Source organism: Myceligenerans crystallogenes, from assembly GCF_039529775.1.
Classification (GTDB): Bacteria; Actinomycetota; Actinomycetes; order Actinomycetales; family Cellulomonadaceae; genus Myceligenerans; species Myceligenerans crystallogenes.
On the sequence record NZ_BAAANL010000008.1, the window covers coordinates 44,602 to 66,123 of the forward strand.

Here is a 21,522-nt window from a genome sequence, read left to right on the forward strand (position 1 = left end):
AACCCCAGCCCCGCACCGCCGGCCCCGCGCCGTTCGGGAAGGAGGTCTCGATGCCCCGGCCCTCGAAGGCGTCCGGGCGGAAGCCGAAGCCCTCCCGCAAGCAGCGCCCGCTCGGACCCCCGCGCCCGGCGCAGCCGCCCGTGCCCGCGGAAGCGGCCGCCGAGCGCGCGTCACGCGCCGGCCGCAACCTGCCGGCCGCGATCGCCGTCGGGCTCCTCCTCCTCGCGGCCGTGGCCGCGTCGTTGTACTGGCGCCCCGAGCCGTTCCTCGGCCTCGAGGTGATCCTCATGTGGGCGGGGCTGTGGGAACTGCGGCAGGCATTCGCGCGCCGCGAGCTGAAGCTGCCCCTGACCCCGCTGTTCGCGGGCACGGTCGGCATCATCGCGTCCGCCTACTACAGCGGCCCGGAGGGCCTGCTCGTCGCGTTCGTGCTGACCGTCGGCGCGTGCGTCGTGTGGCGCGCGCTGGACGGCTCGGGGACGACGGCGGTGCGTGACGCCGCCGCCGCGGTGTTCGGCACGGCCTACATCCCGTTCCTCGGCGGTTTCGTCGCGCTCATGCTCGCGCAGCCCGACGGCGAGCTGCGGGTGGCGCTCTTCGTGCTCCTGGCCGTGGCCAGCGACACCGGCGGCTACATCGCCGGGGTGCTGCTCGGCCGGCACCCGCTGGCACCGACCGTGAGCCCGAAGAAGTCCTGGGAAGGGCTGATGGGCTCCCTGGTGCTCGCGTCCGGCGTCGGGGTGCTGGGCGCGGTCTACCTGCTGCACGTCGACCCGCTCGTCGGCGTCGTCCTGGGCGTGCTGACCGCGGTCACCGCCACGATCGGGGACCTGGCGGAATCGCTCCTCAAGCGCGACCTCGAGCTGAAGGACATCGGCTCGCTGCTCCCCGGACACGGCGGGGTCATGGACCGCCTGGACTCCCTGCTCATGACCGCACCCTTCGTCTATCTCGTTCTCTCGGTGGTCGCCTGATATGCCCGTAAACCAACCGTCGTCGTCGGCTCCTCAGGCAACGAGGACGCCGCCGCTCCCGAAGTCCGCCCCGCTGGCGGAGGTCCGTCCCGGCGACGAGACCAAGCCGATCCCCCTGCAGATGGCGCCGCGCCGGCGCGGCAAGCCGCCGCGCCACTTCGCGGACCTGACCGCCGACGAGCGCGTCGCGTCGGTCGTGGAGGCGGGGGAGAAGCCGTTCCGCGCCAAGCAGCTCGCGACCCACTACTTCACGCACTTCACGTCCGACCCGGACGACATGACGGACCTGCCGGCGGCGAGCCGCGCGGCCCTCGCCGAGACGATGTTCCCGCGGCTCATCCGCCCCACCAAGGTCATGGAGGCCGACGGCGGCACCACCGTCAAGACCCTCTGGCACCTGTTCGACGACGCCAAGGTCGAGTCGGTGCTCATGCGGTACACGAACCGCACCACCCTGTGCGTCTCGAGCCAGGCGGGTTGCGGCATGGCGTGCCCCTTCTGCGCGACCGGCCAGCTCGGCCTCACCCGCAACCTCTCCACGGCCGAGATCCTGGAGCAGGTGCGCGCCGCGTTCCGCTCGCTGGACCGCGGCGAGATCCCCGGCGGCCGGGCACGGCTGAACAACCTCGTGTTCATGGGCATGGGGGAACCACTGGCCAACTACAAGGCCATCATGGAGACCGTGCGCACGCTGGTCGCGCCGCAGCCGGACGGCCTGGGCATGAGCGCGCGGAACATCACCGTCTCGACGGTCGGCCTGGTCCCGGCGATGCGCAAGCTCGCCGACGAGGGCATCCCCGTCACCCTCGCCCTGAGCCTGCACGCGCCCGACGACGACCTGCGCAGCGAGCTCGTCCCCATCAACACGCGGTGGAGCGTGGACGAGGCGATCGACGCCGCGCGGCACTACTACGAGGTCACGGGCCGCCGCGTCTCGATCGAGTACGCGCTCATCAAGGACATGAACGACCACGCCTGGCGTGCCGACCTGCTGGGCAAGAAGCTCAACGCGCGGGGCCGGGGCTGGGTGCACGTCAACCCGATCCCCCTGAACCCCACGCCCGGCTCGATCTGGACGGCCTCGGATCGCGAGGTCGAGGACGAGTTTGTGGCACGATTGCGCGGTCACGGTATTCCCACGACGATCCGGGACACCCGCGGAAGCGACATCGACGGCGCCTGCGGACAGCTGGCCGCTGAGGAGGACGACGAGTGAGTGGTGGCATGTTCAACAACGTTCCCGCGTACCGCACCGGTTACGACCGTGACGAGGTCGACGAGTTCTTCGAGCACGCGCGCCAGGCGTACGAGGGCCGCACCGCCGAGCGCGTGACGAGCGCCGACATCCAGGCCTCGACCTTCGACCTGGTGCGCGGCGGCTACAACACCCACGAGGTCGACGCCGCGCTGGACCGCCTCGAGGCCGCGTTCATCGCGCGCCAGCGTTCCGAGTACGTGGCGGCGAACGGGCAGCAGGCGTGGATGAACGCGCTGGCCGAGCGTGCCCGCACCCTGTACGGCCGCCTGGGGCGGCCCGACGGCGAGAAGTTCGCCCCCGCGGAGCGCGGCCAGCAGGGCTACAACATGGACGACGTCGACGACCTGTGCGACCGGCTCGTCGGCTACTTCGACCGGCAGGAGCCGCTGACCGCCGCCGACGTCCGCTCGGCCACGTTCGGCCGCGCCCGCGGCCCGGAGGCGTACGAGGAGGCCTCCGTGGACGCGTTCTTCTCGCGCGCGGTGGAAGTGCTGCTGGGCGTCGAGTAGGCCCGCTTCCTTCTAGGCTGGGTCCGACGCGGAGACCCCGCGTGACGACTAGGAGGCAGCATGAAGCTGGACGGAGCATCGGCGATCGTGACGGGCGGGGCCTCGGGCCTCGGGTTCGCGACGGCCAAGGCGCTGGCGGGCGACGGGGCGACGGTGCTCCTGCTCGACCTGCCGTCCTCGCGGGGCGAGGAGGCCGCGCGTGAGATCGGCGAGGGCGCGCGGTTCGTCGCCGCCGACGTGACGAGCGAGGAGCAGGTCCGGGCCGCCGTGACCGCCGCGCAGGGGATCGCGCCGCTGCGCGCCGTCGTGAACTGCGCGGGCATCGTCTCGGCGTCGCGCACGGTGGGCCGCGAGGGCCCGGCCCCGCTCGACGTGTTCGAGCGCACGATCGCGGTGAACCTGATCGGCACGTTCAACGTGATCCGCCTGGCGGCGGCCGCGATGTCCGCCAACGATCCCGCCGTCGGCCAGGTGCCGGGCGGGCCGGAGACGCCGGAGCGCGGCGTCGTCGTCTCCACCGCGTCCGTGGCGGCCTACGACGGCCAGGTGGGGCAGGCGGCCTACGCCGCCTCCAAGGGCGGCATCGCGGCGATGACCCTCCCGATCGCGCGCGACCTCGCCAGGCAGCTGATCCGCGTGGTGACGGTCGCCCCCGGCATCATGCACACGCCGATGATGGCCGGCATGCCCGACGACGTCCGGGCCTCCCTCGAGGCCCAGGTCCCGCACCCGTCGCGCCTGGGCACCGCGGCGGAGTACGCCGCCCTGGTCCGGCACGTCATCGCCAACCCCTACCTCAACGGCGAGACGATCCGCCTCGACGGCGGCATCCGCATGCAGCCGAGGTGAGCCGGTGCCGGGCCGCCCGCGAGCGGCCCGGCCCCCGGTCAGTGGGACCTGACCGCGCCCAGGAAGGCCTTGGTGCGCTCGTGGCGGGGGTCGCCGAGGACCTGGTCCGGCGGGCCCTGCTCGATGACCTGGCCGTCGTCGAACATCAGGACGCGGTCGGCGATCTCGCTCGCGAAGCCCATCTCGTGGGTGACCAGCAGCATCGTCGTCGTGCCGAGAGCCGCGATGTCGCGCAGCACGCTCAGCACCTCGCCCACGAGCTCCGGGTCGAGGGCCGAGGTGACCTCGTCGAACAGCATGACCTTCGGCTCGCACGCGCAGGATCGCGCGATGGCCACGCGCTGCTTCTGGCCGCCGGAGAGCTGCCCCGGCGTCTGGTTGGCCGCGTGCGCGAGCCCGACCGTGTCCAGCAGGTACATCCCGCGGTCCCGGGCCTCCTCCCGCGACTTGCCGTGCACCTTCATCGGCGCCAGCATCACGTTCTCCAGCGCCGTCAGGTGCGGGAAGAGGTTGAAGTGCTGGAACACCATGCCGACGTCGGACCGCACCTCCCGGATGTGCTTCTCACGCGCGGGCCGCAGCCTGCCGTCGGACTCCTCGTGGTAGAGGTGCCTGCCGCCGATCTCGATGGTCCCGGAGTCGGGCCGTTCGAGGGTCATCGTGGTGCGCAGGATCGTCGTCTTGCCGGAGCCCGACGGGCCGATGACGACCACGCGCTCGGCGGGCGCCACGTCCAGGTCGAGGTCGCGCAGCACGACGTTGGCGCCGAACGCCTTCGTCACGCCCCGGAACCGGACGCCCGCCGCGCCCTCGGGGGAGATCTGGTCCAGGCCCCGGCCGGCGGCTGCGGCCCCGGACGGGGCCCCGGAGGCGGTGTCAGATGCGCTCATAGGAAATCCTCTTCTCGAGCAGGCGGACGGCCCAGGCCGCGGGGATGCTCACCAGCAGGAACCCGAGCCCGGCCAGCAGGTACGGTTCGACCGGGCGGAAGGCCGTGTCGCGGATGGAGTTCGCGAAGAACAGCAGGCCGTGCACGTTGACGATGAAGCCCATCGGCGCGTCCTTGAACGCGGCGACCAGGTAGTTGCCCAGGGCCGGCAGCACGTTGGGCACCGCCTGCGGGATGATCACGCGGGTCCACGTCGTCACGGGCCCGAGGCTCAGGGAGGTCGCCGCCTCCCACTGGCCCGCGGGAACGCTGTTGATCCCGGCCCGGTACGCCTCCGAGCAGTACGTCGCGTAGTGGATGCCCAGGCCGAGGGTCAGGATCTCCAGCGGCTGCAGGGCGATCCAGTCGACGGCCCGCACGGACGCCTGCCAGAAGAACAGCTGCACCAGCAGCGGCGTCGAGCGCACGAACTCGATCCCTGCCGTGACCGGCCAGCGCACCCAGGCCCGCCGCGAGCGCCGTCCCAGCGCGAGCAGGAACCCGAGCACGAGCGCGGCCGCGAATCCCCACAGCGTGGCCTTCGCGGTCACCAGGAGCCCGGTGAGCATCATCGGGACGAGGTAGACGAAGAAGTTCCAGTCGAACCTCAGGTCCCCGTCCGGGTAGACCTCGGGCGCGTAGCTGCCCGGTTCCTGGACGGCGCCCGCGAGCAGGGCGTACCCGATCACGACGAGGGCGACGGGGACGACGACGCCGGGGCGCCGGTACCACCGCCGGTGCGGCCGGAACACTGCCGCGGGATCCGGCGCCTCGGGCGCCTGCCGCGTCCTGGTGGCGCCCATCAGCGGTTCCCCCCTCGGTTCGCGGCCGCGGTCAGCGGCGCGAGCTCGCTCCCGGTGAGCGCGGGCCCGCCCCGGTACCGCGCCTCGTTGCGGCGCTCGGCCAGCTTGAACAGCAGGTTGATCACCTGGGCGAGCACGAAGTACAGGATCAGCACGTTGAGGTACAGCCCGGGCAGCGTGCCGACGGCCTCGGCGAGCTGCTGCTGCCGGATGTTGCGCGCCATCTGCATGATGTCGGTGGTGCCGACCAGGCTGACCAGCGCGGTCCCCTTGAGGATCTCGATGGTCAGGTTGCCCAGCGGCGGCAGGATCACCGTCATGGCCTGCGGCAGCACGACGTGCCGCAGGCGCTGGAACGGGGTCAGGTTCAGCGAGATCGCGGCCTCCGTCTGCCCCTTGGGCACGGACTGGATCGCGCCGCGGATGATCTCCGCGCCGTAGCCGCCCATGTTGATCCCGAGGGCGATGGTGGCCAGCAGGATCAGGTTCGCCTGGTCGAGCCCGAACAGGATCGGCAGCGCGATCGCCACGACGAACAGCAGCACGATCGAGGAGATCCCGCGGGCGAGCTCCACGAAGACCAGCGAGATCCCGCGGACCCACGCGTGCCGCGAGAGGCGGCCCACGCCGACGACGAGCGACAGGACGATCCCGAGCGCGAACGAGTACACCAGGATCTGGATGGTGACGAGCGAGCTGCCGAGCAGCAGGCCGTACTGGTTCCCGGTGAGGAGCCACGAGTCCATCGGCGATCAGCCCCCTTACCCGCGGAAGTCGTCCACAGTCAGCTCGTTGGCCGTCTCGACGTCCTGCTCGGTGAAGTACGGGTTCCCGTCCTGGTCCTCGTAGGAGGTGATGATCTCGGTGGTGGTGCCGTCCTCGCGGAGCGTGTTCAGCTCCTCGTTGAACTCGTCGCGGAACGCGCCGTCGTCCTGGGCGAAGGCGATGCCGCCGCAGGGCAGCGTCTCGTTGCCCTCGGCGTCCTCGGGGAAGAACGGCTCGACGGCCTCGATGCCCTCGGTCGCGGCGACGTGGGTGTTGACCGTCGCGGCCGTCCCGGTCACGGCGTCCACCTCGCCGGCGGCGAGCGCCTCGTACATCTGGTCGATGCCGGGGAAGCTCTCGATCTGCTCCGCGGGGATCCCGGCGTCCTTGGCGTAGCCCTCCTCGACGGTGCCGGTGGCGACGGCGATCGTCAGGTCCGGGTTCTCGGTGAACGACTGGTAGTCGGCGATGTCCTCGGGGTTGCCCTCGGCGACCGCGAGCCCTTCGTACGTGCAGTAGTCCGGATCGGTGAACAGCACCTGCTCGAGACGCTCGGGGTTGATGTACATGCCCGCCGCGACGAGGTCGAACTGGCCGGCCTGGAGCCCGCCGATGAGCTGCCCGAACTCGACCACCCTGAACTCGAGGTTCTCCTCGGAGTAGCCCAGGTTCACCAGGACCTGCCGGGTGATCTCCGGGTCGAAGCCGGTCGCCTCGCCGTCGTCGCCCATGTAGCCGTACGGCTGCTCGTTCGCGATGCCGATGGTCAGGCTCGTGCTCCCCGGGTCGCCGGTGCCGGCGTCCGCGCCGCCGGTCTCCGTCCCGCCCGTGGTGCCGCCCCCGCAGCCCGCGAGGGCGAGGGCGCCGATCACGGCTGTCGCTGCGGTCACCGAGCTCGTGGTCGGAGCGTGCTTCCGTCGGAGGGCCAGTCGGAGGGCCATCGTGGCTACGACCTTTCGGTTGCGTGCGGCGCGCGGTCCTGGCACGCCTTTGGTTTGCCTGGAGCGCTTTTGACCTTATGCGGATGCCGTCCGGATCCTCAACGAGGCCGGTCACCGCGGTGACTCGCACTTTCGCGCGCGTGCGCGCGTGTCGCGCGCGAGGGTGAAAATACGTTATGACCTGCACTTTCATCGGCTTCCCCGGGAGTCCTGCGGGCGCCCGGAATGTCCAGGGGCATCGTTACGGATCCGTGACCCTTTGGCATAGGCAAGCCATGGGTTCCTGATGACGGTGGTAACGCGTACCGGCCGGTTGATGCCATGGCGCGCCCTGGGTCGCCGGTGCTCAGCACGGCGGCGCCACCGGCCGCCCGGTCCCGGTCCGCGTGTAGGCGTCGGACACGAAGTGCCCGGGCCCGATCTTGTTCCACAGCGGGGTGCTGCCCAGGTGGCCGTCGACCCACTCGCCCCACACGGTGCACCGGATGTTCACGCGCGCGCCCGCGGCCGCCATCCCTTTCACCGGATGGCTGGTGCCGGGCCCGGACCGCACGTTGAGCGGCCGCCCCGTGCCGGTGCGGATGGTGCCCCGCGGCCCGTCGCCCAGCCAGAGGTAGGTGACGTCGACCCAGGCGTTCCCCTGGAGCCTCAGCCCGTCCCAGAAGGTGCCGTCGGCGAGGTCGATGCCGGCGGGGTTGGTGACCTTGCGGCCGAACCCGTCCTTGCCGCCGTTGTAACCCTGCAGGTAGGCGGCCTGGGCCTCGGGGACCCCTCGCGGCAGGTCCTTGAAGCGCTCCCGGTAGGGCGCGGAGTTCCAGTAGTTGTCCCGGATGTTCCAGGGCCCCACGTCCCAGACCGGCGCGTACTCGCAGCGTCCGGTGGACGGCGCGCAGACCCGCACCGAGTAGCTCCCCTGCCCGTCGTCGGACAGCGCGAGCGGGGACGGCAGCGCCACGAAGTGGTCGTGCGTGACGATCCGGTGCCCGTTCGCGGTGGTGCCGCCGACGAGCCCTTCGCGGGTCGCGTAGACGCGGTAGACCGGCGCGCCCGAGGGGTCGGTCGCCGCCGCGGCCGGCGCGGACGCCGCGACGGGGGCGACGACGGCGGCCAGGGTGACGGCGGCGGCGGTGAGGGTGGCGAGAGGGGTGGGCCGCCTGCGGAGCGCGACGACCCGTGGCCTTCGTGGCTTCTGGTCGGATTGAGCTTCCATGCTTGAGACGCTAAATGGCCTCATCTTCTACCGCAACGTGAATCTTCAGATTTTTAACTATCGTTTGGCCCCATTAGTCTTCTGAATCGGATTGAAGACTCATATAAGCGCCATAAGGTCGATCACGGGCAACCCCGGTGAGAGCGCATCACATCCAGCACTGGATCCGGCCCGGCGCCGCCGGTTCACTGTGCGGCATGAATCTGGACATCGACGGCACGCCAGGACTGCCGGGCCTGCCGAGCGCACGGAAGGTCTGGCGGAACGTGGTCCGCACCGTCGGCCCCCGTGCATCCGAGGCCGCCGGGCCGCGCGACGGCCTCGCGGAACTCCTCGACCCCGCGTCCCGCGTCGTGCCGTTCACCGGCCGCGACGCGGAGCTCGCCGAACTGCTCGAATGGTGCCGGGCCCCCCACCCCGCCCAGGTCCGCCTGACCACCGGCGCCGGCGGCGTCGGCAAGACGCGCCTCGCCGTCGAGGCGGCACGCCGCCTGGCCCGCTCGGGCTGGCGCTGCGTGTGGGTACGGCCCGGGACCCCGGCCGCCGGCCTGCCGCGCGACGCGGCGTCGGGCCGCCGCCTCCTCGTGATCGTCGACGACGCCGCCCGCCGGGCGGACCTGTCCGCGATCCTCGGCGGGCTGCCCGTGGTGCCCGGGACCCGCCTGCGCGTGCTCCTGCTGGCCCGCACCGGCCGCGAGTGGTGGCACCGCCTGCGCTGGGCGTGCGACCTGTGGCGCGACGACGTCGTCGGCACCTCCCACACCCATCTGACCCCGGCCGGCGACCACGACGAGCAGACCCTCGTGAACCTCGCCGCGCGCGCGTTCGCGCACCGCCTCGGCACGACGGCGCCGCGGCTCGCCGTCCCCCGGTCGGTGGACCGCTCCTGCACCCTCGACCTGCACGCCGCCGCCCTCGAGGCCGTCACCGGCGCCGTCACCGGCGCGGCCGCGGGAGCCACGCCCGGTACCGGGCGCCTCATGCCGGCAGGAGCGGCGATCGGGGCGGGCGCGCCGTCGTCCGCCGACGGCACGGCGATCCTCGTCGACCCCGCGCGCGCCGTCGGCGCGCTGCTCGACGGCGAGCGGAGCCGGTGGATGACCACCGCCGCCCGGGCTGGCCTGCCCACCGACGACGTCGACCGCGCCGTCGCCGCCGGCATGCTGCTGGGCGCCGCCACCGACGACGCCGCCCGCGAGGCGCTGCACCGCACCGCCCCCGTGCTCGCCACCGGCGCCGGCGTCGCCTGGCTCCGCGCGATCCCCGCCCTGCCGCACCGCCTGGCCGAGCGGCACGTCGCACGCTGCCTGACCGCCACGCCCTGGTTCGCCCAGGAATGGATCCGCAGGCTCCCGGCCGACGCGGCCCACCGGGTCGCCGTCGTCGTCGCCGGCATCCAGGCCGACGCCGCGCCGCAGACGGAACGCGCCCCCGTCGACGCGGTGCTGCGCCGCCTCGTGGAGGAGATGCCCGCCGACGCCGAGGCGCTCGCCGCCGTGCTGCGCCTGCTCCCGCAGCGACCCGTGCTGCCCGGGGAGCTGGCCGAGGCGCTCACCAGGCGCCTCCTGGCCCTCGACACCACCCCGGTGAACTGGGCGGACACCCTCACCCACCGCGCCCGCGCGCTGTGGACCCTCGGCCGGCACGCCGACGCCCTCCAGGTCGCCTCCGAGGCCGTGGCCGCCTGGCGGACCCTCGCCGCCGGGGAGCCCCGGCGCTACGGCACCTGCCTGGCCCGCGCCCTGACCGGGCTCGGCGCCGTCCGGCACAGCCTCGGCCGGCACGCCGACGCCCTGGAGGTGCTGACCGAGGCGCTCGCGATCCTGCGCAACGCGTCGCCCGACGACGCGGAGTGGACCGAACCCGAGCTGGCAGCCACGCTGCGTGCCCTCGCCGAGACCTACGAGGACCTGGGGCGGGACGCCGACCTCGAGCGGACCGGCCTGGAGGAGATCGCGGTGCTGCGCCGGCTGGTGGCCCGCGACCCCGCGCAGTTCGAGGCGCAGCTCGGCCGGGCACTGCTCGGCCGCCTCGTCCTGGTGGACCACGGGCGTCCCCTCGAGGCGTTCGAGGTCTCCACCGAGGCCCTCGCGCTCTGGCGGCGGCTCGCGCGCCAGCACGCCGCGGGGGTGGAGGCGCAGCTCGCCCGGACCCTCTCCGCGCGCGGCCGCGTGCTCGCGGAGCTCGGGCGGCTCGAGGAGGCCATCGTGGCCGAGACCGAGGCCCTGGAACTGCGCCGGCACCTCGCCGCGGCCGGGCCCGACCGGTTCGAGAAGGACCTGGCGACCTCGCTCGCGCGCCTCGGCGCCCACCTCTCGGTGCTCGGGCGCGCCCAGCACGCCTACGCGCTGGAGAGCGAGGCGCTCGCGATCCGCCGCCGGCTCGCCCGCGAGAACGCGCGGAGCCATGCCTCCGCGCTCGCGTCCTCCCTGTCCAACCTCGGCGTGACCTGCTCCCGGCTCGGCCGGTACGGCGAGGCACTGCCCCTGGAACGGGAGGCGCTGGCCATCCGGCGCGACCTCGCCCACGAGGTGCCCGCGCGGTACGAGCAGTACCTCGCGCGCTCGCTGTCGAACCTCGGCGTGCGGCACTCCGACCTGGGCGAGCCCGCCCTCGCCGTGGAGCCCACCCAGGAGGCCGTCGCGATCCTGCGCCGCCTCACCCGCACCGATCCGGACCGCCACCAGCCCGACCTCGCCTCCGCCTGCGTCAACCTGGGCGCCACGTACACGGACCTCGGCCGCACGGCCGAGGCCGCGGATCTCCTGACCGAGTCCGTGGAGCTGCTGCGCGGCCTCGCCGGCGTGTACCCCGCGAGGTTCCGGCCGGACCTGGCCCAGGCCTGCTCCATGCTCGCCGGGCTCGAGGGGCGGCTCGGCCGCGGCGAGGCCGCGGTCGAGCACGCGAGCGAGGCGGTCGCGATCCGCCGGGAGCTCGTCGCCCTGCACGGCGACCGGTTCCGCGAGGACCTGGAGACGTCGCTCGCGGTGCTCGCGGGGGCGTGCGACCCGCGTATCGTGCCGACCACGGCGAGGTCCCGCGCCCAGGTCACGTGACTCAGCCGGTCCCCGGCCGCCGGAGCGTAGCGGCGGCCGCCCGGAGGCGAGGAACGAGCCGAGGACGGCCGACGCCCGGCGGCTCGGGAAAACAGAGTCTGGAAGGATGGTCCGGTGCGCAGCGTCAGCATCCTCGGTTCCACCGGTTCCATCGGCACGCAGGCGATCGACGTCGTCCGGCGCCATCCCGGCCGCTTCCGCGTCGAGTCGCTGAGCGCCGGGCGCGACGTCGCCGCCCTCGCGAGACAGGCCGCCGAGCTCGGCGTACCCACCGTCGCCGTGGCCGACGACGCGCGTGCCGGCGACCTGCGCGAGGCGCTCGCCGCCGCGGGCGCGGGCCCCGTGGAGATCCTGGCCGGCCCCGGGGCCGCCACGGAGCTCGCGGGCCGCGGCAGCGACGTCGTCCTCAACGGGATCACCGGGTCGGTCGGCCTGCGGCCGACCCTCGCGGCCCTGGCCGCGGGCTCCACGCTGGCGCTCGCGAACAAGGAGTCGCTCGTGATCGGCGGCGCGCTCGTCAAGGACGCCGTGCGGCGCCCGGACCAGATCGTGCCGGTCGACTCCGAGCACTCCGCGATCGCGCAGTCCCTGCGCTCGGGGACGACGGCGGAGGTGCGCAAGCTGGTCGTCACGGCCTCGGGCGGGCCGTTCCGGGGCCGCACCCGGGCCGAGCTGCGCGACGTGACGCCCGCGCAGGCGCTGCGGCACCCGAACTTCTCGATGGGCCGCGTCATCACGACGAACTCCGCGACGCTGGTCAACAAGGGCCTGGAGGTCATCGAGGCCCACCTGCTGTTCGACGTGCCGTTCGCCGCGATCGACGTCGTCGTGCACCCGCAGCAGATGATCCACTCCATGGTCGAGTTCACGGACGGCTCCACGATCGCGCAGGCGGGCCCGCCGCGGATGCTCGTGCCGATCGCGCTCGGCCTGTCCTGGCCGGACCGGCTGGACGACGTCGACGTCGCGATCGACTGGACCCAGGCGGCGACCTGGGAGTTCGCGCCCCTGGACGACGACGCCTTCCCGGCCGTGCGCCTCGCGCGCCAGGTGGGCGAGGCGGCGGGCACCTTCCCCGCGGTCTACAACGCGGCGAACGAGGTCTGCGTGGACGCGTTCCACGACGGCGCGATCGGGTTCACCGACATCGTGGACACGGTCGCCGCCGTCGTGGACGCCCACGCCGCGGCCCGGGGCGACGCCGGCTCGATCGAGGGCGTCCTGGCCGCCGACGCCTGGGCGCGGGCCCACGCGCGCGGCCTCACCCGGGCCCTGGCGAGATAGCGCCTCCCGCGGGGCGCCCGCGTGCTGCTGCACCGCGGGGCGTCGCGCGGCGTCGCGCCGCACGGCGCGGCGCGCGGCTGCGCCGCACGCCCCCTAGCGGGGCGTCGTGGAGCCCCCCGACGCGACGTAGAGCCGCAGGGCGGGCGGCTCGTGCCCGCCGCGCGTGCGCCGCACCCAGAAGCGGAACACCAGCACGGCCATGACGAAGGCGACGACGCTGGAGGCGACGGCGAAGACGGCCGGCGGCCAGCCGTCCCACAGCCCCGCCTCCACGCCGATCGCGAGGATCGTGTGGATCACCGTGAGCACGGCGAACGTGGACACGGCCACGGTCAGGCCCTCCAGGATCCGGCGCTGCTCGGCGGACTCGTGCTCCTCGTGCTGCCGCTGGATCGTCGTGAGCCGCGCCTCGACCCGCTCGGCGAGCAGCTCGCGCATGCGGCGGTTGAGCTCGGAGGCCTGCCGGGTGACGTCGAACGCCTGCATGAGCTCCGCCAGCTGCTGGAACTCCGTGGCCGACGCCAGCATCGTCGGCGAGCTGACCACCGACAGCGCCCGCCGGGCCCGCGCGCCGAACTCGTGCAGTTGCAGCTGCTGCTCGCGCAGGTGCTCGACGCGGTGGGCGAGGTCGTCGGCGGGATCCTCCTGCTGCCGGAGCATCGCCTCGATGTCGCTCACGTACTCCGCCAGGCGGGTGTTCCACGCGGCGAGCATGCCGCTCAGGCCGGCCACGAACTCCAGCAGGGAGCCGTACTGCACGATCTTGAAGTGCGCCGACCCGAACAGCGCCACGGTCGTGGCGTTCGGCGTGACCGCCACCAGGTCGCCGATGTTCCGCACGCCCTGGAGCACGTGCGGCGAGCGCTGCGGCAGCGTCCAGTCGACCAGGGAGCTCGTGTGGAAGGGGACGGGCTGCAGCAGGGGCTGGTGGCCGTAGGTCGCCAGCAGCTCGTCGGCGCTCGCCACGGGCCGGCGCCGGTCGCGGGGCGCCGCGGCGGGGCCGGCGCTGGCCTCGTAGACGAACGTGAGGACGTGCGAGCGGCCGCGCGCCAGGTAGTGCTTGAGCTTCTGCTCGGAGCGGATGGCCGGGGCGTTCTCGTCGTGCCAGTCGGCGACCGAGCGGGTGAAGTGCGCGGCGATCGCCTCCTGGAGCCGGTAGGCGAGGTGGAAGAGGTGCACGGGGTGATACCCCGTGCCGGTCACGATGGGGACGTGCTCGATGCTGCCGTCCGGGCGCGGGATCACCCAGTTCAGCACCAGGTCGTCGTGCAGGCTGGACATCAGGTAGCGGGTGTCGCGCACCTGCTGCGGGCCGAGCTCCCGGCCCGTCTGGCGGAACCGGACGTAGTGGTTCCCGAGGTCGCCGAACCGCACCTCGCAGGACAGGTGCGCGACGAGCGTGCCGTCCTGATGGCTGATCTCGACGTCCGGCAGGTTGAGTGTCGCCCCGTCGAACGAACCGAACGGGTCCTCCGTGTCCCACACGTCGTCCAGCTTGAGCGCGGTGCGCACCGAGGCGGCGCGGGCGCCCAGCAGGTAGGGCAGCGGGTGGTGGATGAGCTCGCGGATCGTGGCGGTCGCCGCCTTCCCGTCCACCTGCGGCAGCCCGAACGGGAACACGTACACGGTGCGACAGCGGTCCAGGACCAGCCAGTCGGCGCCGGCGCCCGCGCACAGGGCCTCCAGGTGCGTGCGGTGCGCGCGCAGCTCGCTCGCCAGGATGTAGTTGAGCCCGCCGGTCCGCTCGACGTCGTGCAACGTCTCGATGGCCGCGGCCAGGCCGCTCGCGTCGCCGGCGAGCGTGGCCGCGGTCGCGGTGGCGGCGTCGTGCAGGGCCGTGAAGTAGCGGATGCGCCAGCGGGCCTGGTTCGTGAAGGCCTTGCGCAGCGGGCCGTCGTCGGCGATGCGGCCGGCGGCGTCCAGCAGGCGTTCCGCGGCGTCGATCGCGCCGGAGACCTTGCCGGTGAACCGGGCGATGCTGCCCGAGTTCCGCGCGCCGGCGACCTCGAGGCGAGCCATCAGGCAGTGCGACAGCGCGACGGCGGCGTCCCCCTCGACGCGGCAGTGGCCGCAGGGGACCTTGTCGCGGTGGCGCTCCCACGCGCGCGTGAAGCCGCTGACCGGGGCCAGGACGCGGCCGTGCCGGCCGGACTGCTGGGACGCGTCGTTGGTGATGGACCACAGGTACAGGCCCAGCAGCACGGGACCGGCCGGGTGGCCGACGACGGTCAGCAGGTGGTCCTCCGCCTTGCGGAGGCGGGGGTCGGCGTCGTCGATGTGCCGGCGACGGGACGCCTTGCGCACCCCCATGTTCCAGCGGGGCGCCGACCAGAGGCGAGGGATGTCGATCCCCATCGCGCCCAGGCGGTTGGCCAGGGGAGTGGCGTGGTCGGCGCTGACCCAGGCCTCGATCGCGAAGAGCGACTCGACGATCTGCCCCAGGTTGCCGGGCAGGTGGGCGCGGTGCTCGTCGAGACCGGTCGTCCCTTGCGCCACGTCGGGCATGTCAGACATGCCCAGAGCGTATTCACTGCTGCCGGCCGGCTGTCGTAGGCTCGCCACCGTGAGCTTTCTTCCCTGGGTAGCGGGGTTCGTCGTCCTGCTCGTCGGCGTGCTGGTGTCGGTCGCGCTCCACGAACTCGGGCACATGGTGCCCGCCAAGAGGTTCGGCGTGCGCGTGAGCCAGTACATGGTGGGCTTCGGGCCCACGCTGTGGTCGCGCGTGCGGGGCGAGACGGAGTACGGCGTCAAGGCGATCCCGCTGGGCGGGTACGTCCGGCTGGTCGGCATGATGCCGCCCGCGCCCGAGGGGCGGGGGCGCGGCTCGGGCTTCTTCTCCCAGATGATCGCCGACGCGCGGGACCAGTCCGTCGAGGAGATCCACCCGGGTGAGGAGCACCGCGCGTTCTACAACCTGCCCGCGCGGCAGAAGATCATCGTCATGCTGGGCGGGCCGGTCATGAACCTGGTCATCGCGCTGGTGGTGTTCGGGATCCTGATCGTTGGGTTCGGGCTGCCGACGGGCCAGCCCACCACGCAGGTCGGCGCGGTCTCCGAGTGCGTCCCGGCCGCGGTGGTGTCCGCGGCCCAGGGCGAGCAGGAGTGCACGGACACCCCGGTGCCGGCCGCCGAGGCGGGCCTGGAGCCGGGCGACGTCATCACCAGCTACGACGGCGTGGCCGTGACGGGCTGGGAACAGCTCGTCGGGCTGATCGAGCAGAGCCCCGGGCGCACGGTCCCGGTCGTCGTCGACCGCGACGGCGCCGCCGTCGAGCTGGAGATCACCCCGATCGCCACCGAGAAGCAGGTCAGCGACGACGACGCGGGTGAGCTGGTCACCAGGGAGTCCGGCTTCATCGGGATGAGCCCCATGGCCGAGATCCGGACGGAGTGGTACGAGGCCTTCCCCGCGGTCGGGCAGCAGACCTGGGACACCATGGTGATGGTCGCCACGCTCCCGCCCCGGATCGCGGACACGGCCCGCCAGGCCTTCACCGCCGAGGAGCGGTCGCCCGACTCGGTGACCAGCGTCGTGGGCGTCGGCTGGGTGCTGGGCGACATCATCGCGCTGGACGCCCCGTGGGAGGACAAGTTCGCGGCGATCCTGAGCATCCTCGGGGGCCTGAACATCGCGCTGTTCGTCTTCAACCTGATCCCGCTGCTGCCGCTGGACGGCGGGCACGTGGTCAACGCGCTGTACGAGGCCGGCAAACGCGCGGTGCACAAGCTGCGCGGCCTGCCGCGTCCCGGCCCGGCCGACGTCGCCCGCCTGACGCCCGCCACCTATGTGGTGTTCCTCGCGCTGATCGCCGTGGGCGGCCTGCTGTTCGTCGCCGACCTGGTGGATCCCGTGCGGATCACGTGAGACCCGCCACGCGGTTGCGGGCGGGCCGCCTGATGCGTGGATACTGGACACCGTGACCGCGATCAGTCTTGGCATGCCGGCAGCACCTGCGCCCGTCCTGGCCCCCCGTAAGAAAACCCGCAAGATCCGGGTCGGCAAGGTCGAGGTCGGCGGTGACGCGCCGATCAGCGTGCAGTCCATGACGACGACGCCCACCACGGACATCAACGCCACGCTGCAGCAGATCGCCGAGCTGACGGCGTCGGGCTGCGACATCGTCCGCGTGGCCGTCCCCAGCCAGGACGACGCCGAGGCGCTGCCCGCCATCGCGAGGAAGTCGCAGATCCCCGTGATCGCCGACATCCACTTCCAGCCGAAGTACGTCTTCGCCGCGATCGACGCCGGCTGCGCGGCCGTCCGCGTCAACCCGGGCAACATCCGCAAGTTCGACGACCAGGTCAAGGAGATCGCGCGCGCCGCGTCCGACGCCGGGGTCTCGCTGCGCATCGGCGTGAACGCCGGATCCCTCGACAAGCGCCTGCTGGAGAAGTACGGCAAGCCCACCGCCGAGGCGCTCGTGGAGTCGGCCGTCTGGGAGGCGAGCCTCTTCGAGGAGCACGACTTCCACGACTTCAAGATCTCGGTGAAGCACAACGACCCGGTCGTCATGGTGCGCGCCTACGAGCTGCTGTCCGAGCGCGGCGACTGGCCGCTGCACCTCGGCGTCACCGAGGCCGGCCCGGCCTTCCAGGGCACCATCAAGTCCGCCACGGCCTTCGGCGCCCTGCTCAGCAAGGGCATCGGCGACACCATCCGCGTCTCGCTCAGCGCCCCGCCGGTCGAGGAGGTCAAGGTCGGCAACCAGATCCTCCAGGCGCTCAACCTGCGGCCCCGCAAGCTGGAGATCGTCTCGTGCCCGAGCTGCGGCCGCGCGCAGGTCGACGTCTACACCCTGGCGGAGAAGGTCACCGCCGGGCTGGAGGGCATGGAGGTGCCGCTGCGCGTCGCCGTCATGGGCTGCGTCGTCAACGGCCCCGGTGAGGCCCGCGAGGCCGACCTCGGCGTCGCCTCCGGCAACGGCAAGGGCCAGATCTTCGTCAAGGGCGAGGTCGTCAAGACCGTGCCGGAAGCGATGATCGTGGAGACACTGATCGAGGAGGCGATGCGCATCGCCGACTCCATGCCCGCACCCGAGAACGAGATGCAGGCCGGCGCGCCGGTGGTGACCGTCGGCTGACAACAGGCGCGAACAGCGTGACGAACACGTACTGAGGGAGGCCGACCTCATGGCCGCACCGCACACCCCGCTCCGCCCTGGCGGCGGCGTGGGGGGCGCGCCCGCGGACGGGCGGCCCGGCGGTCCCGCGGAGGACGCGAGGATCCTCGGGGCGGAGGATCTCGGGGCGGCCCTGGAGGTCTGCTATGCCGAGCCGGTCGCGTCCGTTCTGGCGGCGTCGCGCCTGGAGATCGCCGCGCGTGCCGGTTTCACCGCGGCGGGCGGGCAGGCGTGGGGGTTCCCGGCGTCCGGCCCGCCGGAGGCCGTGTGCTGGGCCGGGGCGAACCTGGTCCCCGTGGTGCCCCGCGCCCTGGGGCGAGCCGGCCAGGCTGCCGCGACGGCGGCGTTCGCGAGCCTGGCGCGCTCCCAGGGCCGCCGGTCCAGCTCGATCGTGGGGGAGCGGGACGCGGCCCTCGGCCTCTGGGACGCGCTGGAGGCGCACTGGCCCGCCCCGCGCGAGGTCCGCTGCGACCAGCCGTCGATGGCGATCAGCCGCGGCTCCGACGTCGCCCCGGATCCCGCGCTGCGCCGTTCCACCCTCGCCGAGCTCGACATCGTGCTGCCGGCCTGCGTGCGCATGTTCACGGAGGAGGTCGGCTACTCCCCGGTCGCGGGCGGCGGCGGCCCGTACGTGCAGCGCGTCCGCTCCCTGATCGCGGACGGCCGCTCCTTCATCCGCACCGAGCGCACGCCACGGGGCCGGGACACGGTCGCCTTCAAGGCGGAGGTGGGCGCGGTGGCCGGTACGGTCGCCCAGATCCAGGGCGTCTGGGTCGACCCGATGTACCGCGGCCGCGGCTGGGCGGTCCCCGGGATGTCCGCCGTCGTCGGGGCCGTCCGCGAGTCCATCGCCCCGGTCGTCTCCCTCTACGTCAACTCCTACAACGAACGCGCCATCGCCACCTACCGCCACGTCGGCTTCGAACAGGTCGGCACCTTCGCGACGGTCCTCTTCTGAGCTGGACCGTCCGCCGATCGGGCTACCGCAGGAGCTTGGACAGGCGGCGGTCGGCCAGGGGCCGCCCGCCGGTCTGGCAGGTGGGGCAGTACTGGAGGGAACGGTCGGCGAAGCTGACCTCGTGGACCGTGTCGCCGCAGGGGGTGCCGTCCCAGCCGGGGCAGGGTTCGCCGGTGCGGCCGTGCACGCGCATCCCCGCGCGTTTCGCGTCCTTCAGATCCTTCGCCGGTTTGCCCGACGACGTCGCGATGGCCTCGGAGAGCACCTCGCCGACGGCCGTGTGCAGCCGGGTGGTCTCCTCTCGCGTGAACGTGCGCGTCTGCTTGTACGGGCTGAAGCGGGCGGCGTGCAGGATCTCGTCCGAGTAGGCGTTGCCGATGCCCGCGATCGCCGACTGATCGCGGAGCAGGCCCTTGATCTGCTGGTTCCTCGCCGCCAGCAGCTCGCCGAGGCGTTCGGCCGTGAACTCCGGGGTCAGCGGGTCGATGCCGAGGGAGGCGATCATCGCGACGTCTTCCGGCGAGCGCACCACGTGGACCGCGAGCCGCTTCCTCGTCCCGGCCTCGGTCAGATCGAACCCGGCGCCGTCGTCCAGCCGGACGCGCACGGCGATCGCCGCGCCCTTCGCGGAGCCGCCGAGCCGCGGGCGCACGGGCGTCGCCGGGAGCTTGTCGGACCAGCGCACCCAGCCGCCGCGGGACAGGTGGAAGACCAGATGCAGCGGGGCGTCGCCTGCTGACGTCGAGCCGTCGCCGGACACCGTCATGTCGAGCCACTTGCCGTGGCGGGACCAGGCGGTGACCCTCCGGCTCGTCAGGGCCGTGACGGGCGGCTCGAAGGTCTTGAGGGCGGCGATGTTGCCGACCTCGATCGATGTGACCACGCGTGAGCCGGTGCGCTCCCCGAGGAACCGCACCAGCGCCTCGACCTCGGGAAGCTCCGGCATGCGGGCCATTATCGTCCGGGTTGCCGCCGCCGGCCACGCCTGGGTCCACGGTTGTCAGGACGGCGATGTCACAGGTCGCCAGTAGCATTGCCCCCATGTCATCCGCACTCCGCTCGGGCGACCTGCTTCGCATGTCGTCCCTCTTCGTCCGCACGCTGCGTGAGGACCCGGCCGAGGCCGAGGTCGCCAGCCACAAGCTCCTGGTGCGCGCCGGGTACATCCGCCGCGCCGCCCCGGGGATCTACAGCTGGCTCCCGCTGGGCCTGCGCGTGCTCGCGAAGATCGAGGCGATCGTGCGCGAGGAGATGAACGCCATCGGCGGGCAGGAGGTGCACTTCCCCGCGCTGCTGCCGCGCGAGCCCTACGAGGCCACCGGCCGCTGGGAGGAGTACGGGCCCAACCTGTTCCGCCTCCAGGACCGCAAGCAGGGCGACTACCTGCTCGCTCCCACCCACGAGGAGATGTTCACGCTCCTGGTCAAGGACCTGTACTCCTCGTACAAGGACCTGCCCGCGATCCTCTACCAGATCCAGACCAAGTACCGCGACGAGGCGCGCCCCCGCGCGGGCCTGATCCGCGGCCGCGAGTTCGTCATGAAGGACTCGTACTCCTTCGACGTGCACGACTCCGGCCTGGAGGAGGCCTACCAGAAGCACCGCGACGCCTACGAGCGGATCTTCCGCCGGCTCGGCCTCGAGTACGTCATCGTCTCTGCCATGTCCGGCGCGATGGGCGGCTCCCGCTCCGAGGAGTTCCTCAGCCCGTCGCCCATCGGCGAGGACACCTTCGTGCGGTCGGCCGGCGGCTACGCCGCCAACGTCGAGGCCGTCGTCACGCCCGTCCCCGAGGCGATTGGGTACGACGACGCCCCCGCCGCGCACGTCGAGGACACCCCCGACACGCCCACCATCGAGACGCTCGTCGCGTTCGCCAACGCGAAGCACGCCCGGCCGGACCGCGAGTGGACCGCCGCGGACACGCTGAAGAACGTCGTGCTGGCCCTCACGCAGCCCGACGGGACCCGCGAGCTGCTGGTTGTCGGCCTGCCCGGCGACCGCGAGGTGGACCTCAAGCGCCTGGAGGCCGCCGTGGCCCCGGCCGAGGCCGAGGCCGCGAGCGAGGAGGACTTCAAGAAGTTCCCCGAACTGGTCAAGGGCTACATCGGCCCGCAGGCGCTCGGCCCGCAGGGCGCCCGGGTCGAGGGGGAGGACGGCGAGAAGCGCTCGGCCGTGCGCTACCTGCTCGACCCGCGCGTCGTGCCCGGCACCCGCTGGATCACCGGCGCGAACGAGCCCGGCCGCCACGTCTTCGACCTGGTCGCCGGCCGCGACTTCACCGCCGACGGCACCATCGAGGCCGCCGAGGTGCGCGCCGGTGACGAGGCCCCCGACGGCTCCGGCCCGCTGGAGCTCGCCCGCGGCATCGAGATGGGCCACATCTTCCAGCTCGGCCGCAAGTACGCGGACGCGCTCGGCCTCAAGGTGCTCGACGAGAACGGCAAGCAGGCCGTCGTCACCATGGGTTCCTACGGGGTCGGCGTCACGCGCGCGCTGGCGGCGCTCGCGGAGGCCAACCACGACGAGAACGGCCTGGCGTGGCCCGCGCAGATCGCCCCGGTGCACGTGCACCTGGTCGCCACCGGCAAGGGCACGGAGGTCTTCGAGGCCGCCGAGCAGATCGCGGCCGGCCTGGTCGACGCGGGCGTCGAGGTCCTCTACGACGACCGCCCGAAGGTCGCTCCGGGCGTGAAGTTCAAGGACGCCGAGCTCCTGGGCGCCCCGCTGCTCGTCGTCGTGGGCAAGGGCCTGGCCGACGGCGTCGTCGAGATCCGCCCCCGCGCGGGCGAGGCGGAGCAGATCCCGGTCGCCGACGTCGTCCAGCAGACGATCACCCGGGTCGAGTCCCTGCTGACCCCGTGACC

17 protein-coding genes are annotated in these 21,522 nt (G+C 72.9%); 10 read left to right on the forward strand and 7 right to left on the reverse strand.

What is annotated here, in order from left to right; genetic code table 11:
• Window positions 1–50 precede the first annotated feature (50 nt).
• From ABD208_RS17445 to ABD208_RS17460, 4 genes are all read left to right on the forward strand, one after another.
• Entirely contained in the window at window positions 51–974 is a 924-nt protein-coding gene (locus ABD208_RS17445; protein ID WP_344105394.1) for a phosphatidate cytidylyltransferase, read from the forward strand.
• Window positions 975–1,095: 121 nt separating this feature from the next.
• Window positions 1,096–2,190 (forward strand): dual-specificity RNA methyltransferase RlmN, encoded by a 1,095-nt coding sequence (rlmN, locus tag ABD208_RS17450; RefSeq protein WP_344105749.1) that lies wholly within the window; start codon window positions 1,096–1,098, stop codon window positions 2,188–2,190.
• Between the two features lie 8 nt (window positions 2,191–2,198).
• Window positions 2,199–2,741: a DivIVA domain-containing protein gene (locus tag ABD208_RS17455; RefSeq protein ID WP_344105752.1), complete on the forward strand. Its 543-nt coding sequence runs from the start codon at window positions 2,199–2,201 to the stop codon at window positions 2,739–2,741.
• A 60-nt stretch (window positions 2,742–2,801) separates the two neighbouring features.
• Complete coding sequence (locus ABD208_RS17460; RefSeq protein WP_344105397.1) at window positions 2,802–3,590, forward strand: SDR family NAD(P)-dependent oxidoreductase; 789 nt, start codon at window positions 2,802–2,804, stop codon at window positions 3,588–3,590.
• 38 nt (window positions 3,591–3,628) lie between these two features.
• Here ABD208_RS17460 and ehuA read toward each other — a convergent pair whose 3' ends face one another.
• From ehuA to ABD208_RS17485, 5 genes are all read right to left on the reverse strand, one after another.
• A complete protein-coding gene (gene ehuA / locus ABD208_RS17465; protein ID WP_344105400.1) occupies window positions 3,629–4,480 on the reverse strand; it encodes an ectoine/hydroxyectoine ABC transporter ATP-binding protein EhuA in 852 nt (283 codons plus the stop codon).
• Window positions 4,467–5,321, reverse strand: a complete 855-nt coding sequence (gene ehuD / locus ABD208_RS17470; protein WP_344105402.1) for an ectoine/hydroxyectoine ABC transporter permease subunit EhuD — start codon at window positions 5,319–5,321, stop codon at window positions 4,467–4,469. The genes ehuA and ehuD overlap by 14 nt, the downstream gene beginning before the upstream one ends.
• Window positions 5,321–6,067 (reverse strand): amino acid ABC transporter permease, encoded by a 747-nt coding sequence (locus ABD208_RS17475; RefSeq protein ID WP_344105404.1) that lies wholly within the window; start codon window positions 6,065–6,067, stop codon window positions 5,321–5,323. The genes ehuD and ABD208_RS17475 overlap by 1 nt, the downstream gene beginning before the upstream one ends.
• 15 nt (window positions 6,068–6,082) lie before the next feature.
• Complete coding sequence (gene ehuB / locus ABD208_RS17480) at window positions 6,083–6,976, reverse strand: ectoine/hydroxyectoine ABC transporter substrate-binding protein EhuB (protein ID WP_344105406.1); 894 nt, start codon at window positions 6,974–6,976, stop codon at window positions 6,083–6,085.
• 397 nt (window positions 6,977–7,373) lie between these two features.
• On the reverse strand, window positions 7,374–8,237 hold the full coding sequence (locus ABD208_RS17485; RefSeq protein WP_344105408.1) for a hypothetical protein: 864 nt from the start codon (window positions 8,235–8,237) through the stop codon (window positions 7,374–7,376).
• Window positions 8,238–8,434: 197 nt separating this feature from the next.
• Here ABD208_RS17485 and ABD208_RS17490 point away from each other — a divergent pair, with 197 nt between their 5' ends.
• Window positions 8,435–11,293: a tetratricopeptide repeat protein gene (locus ABD208_RS17490; RefSeq protein ID WP_344105410.1), complete on the forward strand. Its 2,859-nt coding sequence runs from the start codon at window positions 8,435–8,437 to the stop codon at window positions 11,291–11,293.
• Between the two features lie 114 nt (window positions 11,294–11,407).
• A complete protein-coding gene (gene dxr, locus ABD208_RS17495) occupies window positions 11,408–12,577 on the forward strand; it encodes a 1-deoxy-D-xylulose-5-phosphate reductoisomerase (RefSeq protein ID WP_344105412.1) in 1,170 nt (389 codons plus the stop codon).
• A gap of 93 nt (window positions 12,578–12,670) precedes the next feature.
• On the opposite strand, the gene ABD208_RS17500 is transcribed toward dxr, so the two are convergent.
• Entirely contained in the window at window positions 12,671–15,091 is a 2,421-nt protein-coding gene (locus ABD208_RS17500) for an AAA family ATPase (protein WP_344105414.1), read from the reverse strand.
• A 49-nt stretch (window positions 15,092–15,140) separates the two neighbouring features.
• Here ABD208_RS17500 and ABD208_RS17505 point away from each other — a divergent pair, with 49 nt between their 5' ends.
• From ABD208_RS17505 to ABD208_RS17515, 3 genes are all read left to right on the forward strand, one after another.
• Window positions 15,141–16,442 carry a M50 family metallopeptidase gene (locus ABD208_RS17505; RefSeq protein ID WP_344105417.1) on the forward strand — a complete coding sequence of 434 codons (1,302 nt, stop codon included), beginning with the start codon at window positions 15,141–15,143 and terminating at the stop codon, window positions 16,440–16,442.
• A 73-nt stretch (window positions 16,443–16,515) separates the two neighbouring features.
• Entirely contained in the window at window positions 16,516–17,658 is a 1,143-nt protein-coding gene (gene ispG / locus ABD208_RS17510) for a flavodoxin-dependent (E)-4-hydroxy-3-methylbut-2-enyl-diphosphate synthase (protein WP_344105754.1), read from the forward strand.
• Between the two features lie 49 nt (window positions 17,659–17,707).
• The gene (locus ABD208_RS17515) at window positions 17,708–18,655 is read left to right on the forward strand and encodes a GNAT family N-acetyltransferase (protein WP_344105419.1); all 948 of its coding nucleotides are present in this window, start codon (window positions 17,708–17,710) and stop codon (window positions 18,653–18,655) included.
• A gap of 22 nt (window positions 18,656–18,677) precedes the next feature.
• Here the strand turns inward: ABD208_RS17515 and ABD208_RS17520 are convergent, their stop codons facing one another.
• Window positions 18,678–19,601 (reverse strand): Fpg/Nei family DNA glycosylase, encoded by a 924-nt coding sequence (locus ABD208_RS17520; RefSeq protein ID WP_344105421.1) that lies wholly within the window; start codon window positions 19,599–19,601, stop codon window positions 18,678–18,680.
• A gap of 95 nt (window positions 19,602–19,696) precedes the next feature.
• Between ABD208_RS17520 and ABD208_RS17525 the strand changes: the two genes are divergently transcribed.
• Window positions 19,697–21,520 (forward strand): proline--tRNA ligase, encoded by a 1,824-nt coding sequence (locus ABD208_RS17525; RefSeq protein WP_344105423.1) that lies wholly within the window; start codon window positions 19,697–19,699, stop codon window positions 21,518–21,520.
• Window positions 21,521–21,522: the final 2 nt, after the last annotated feature.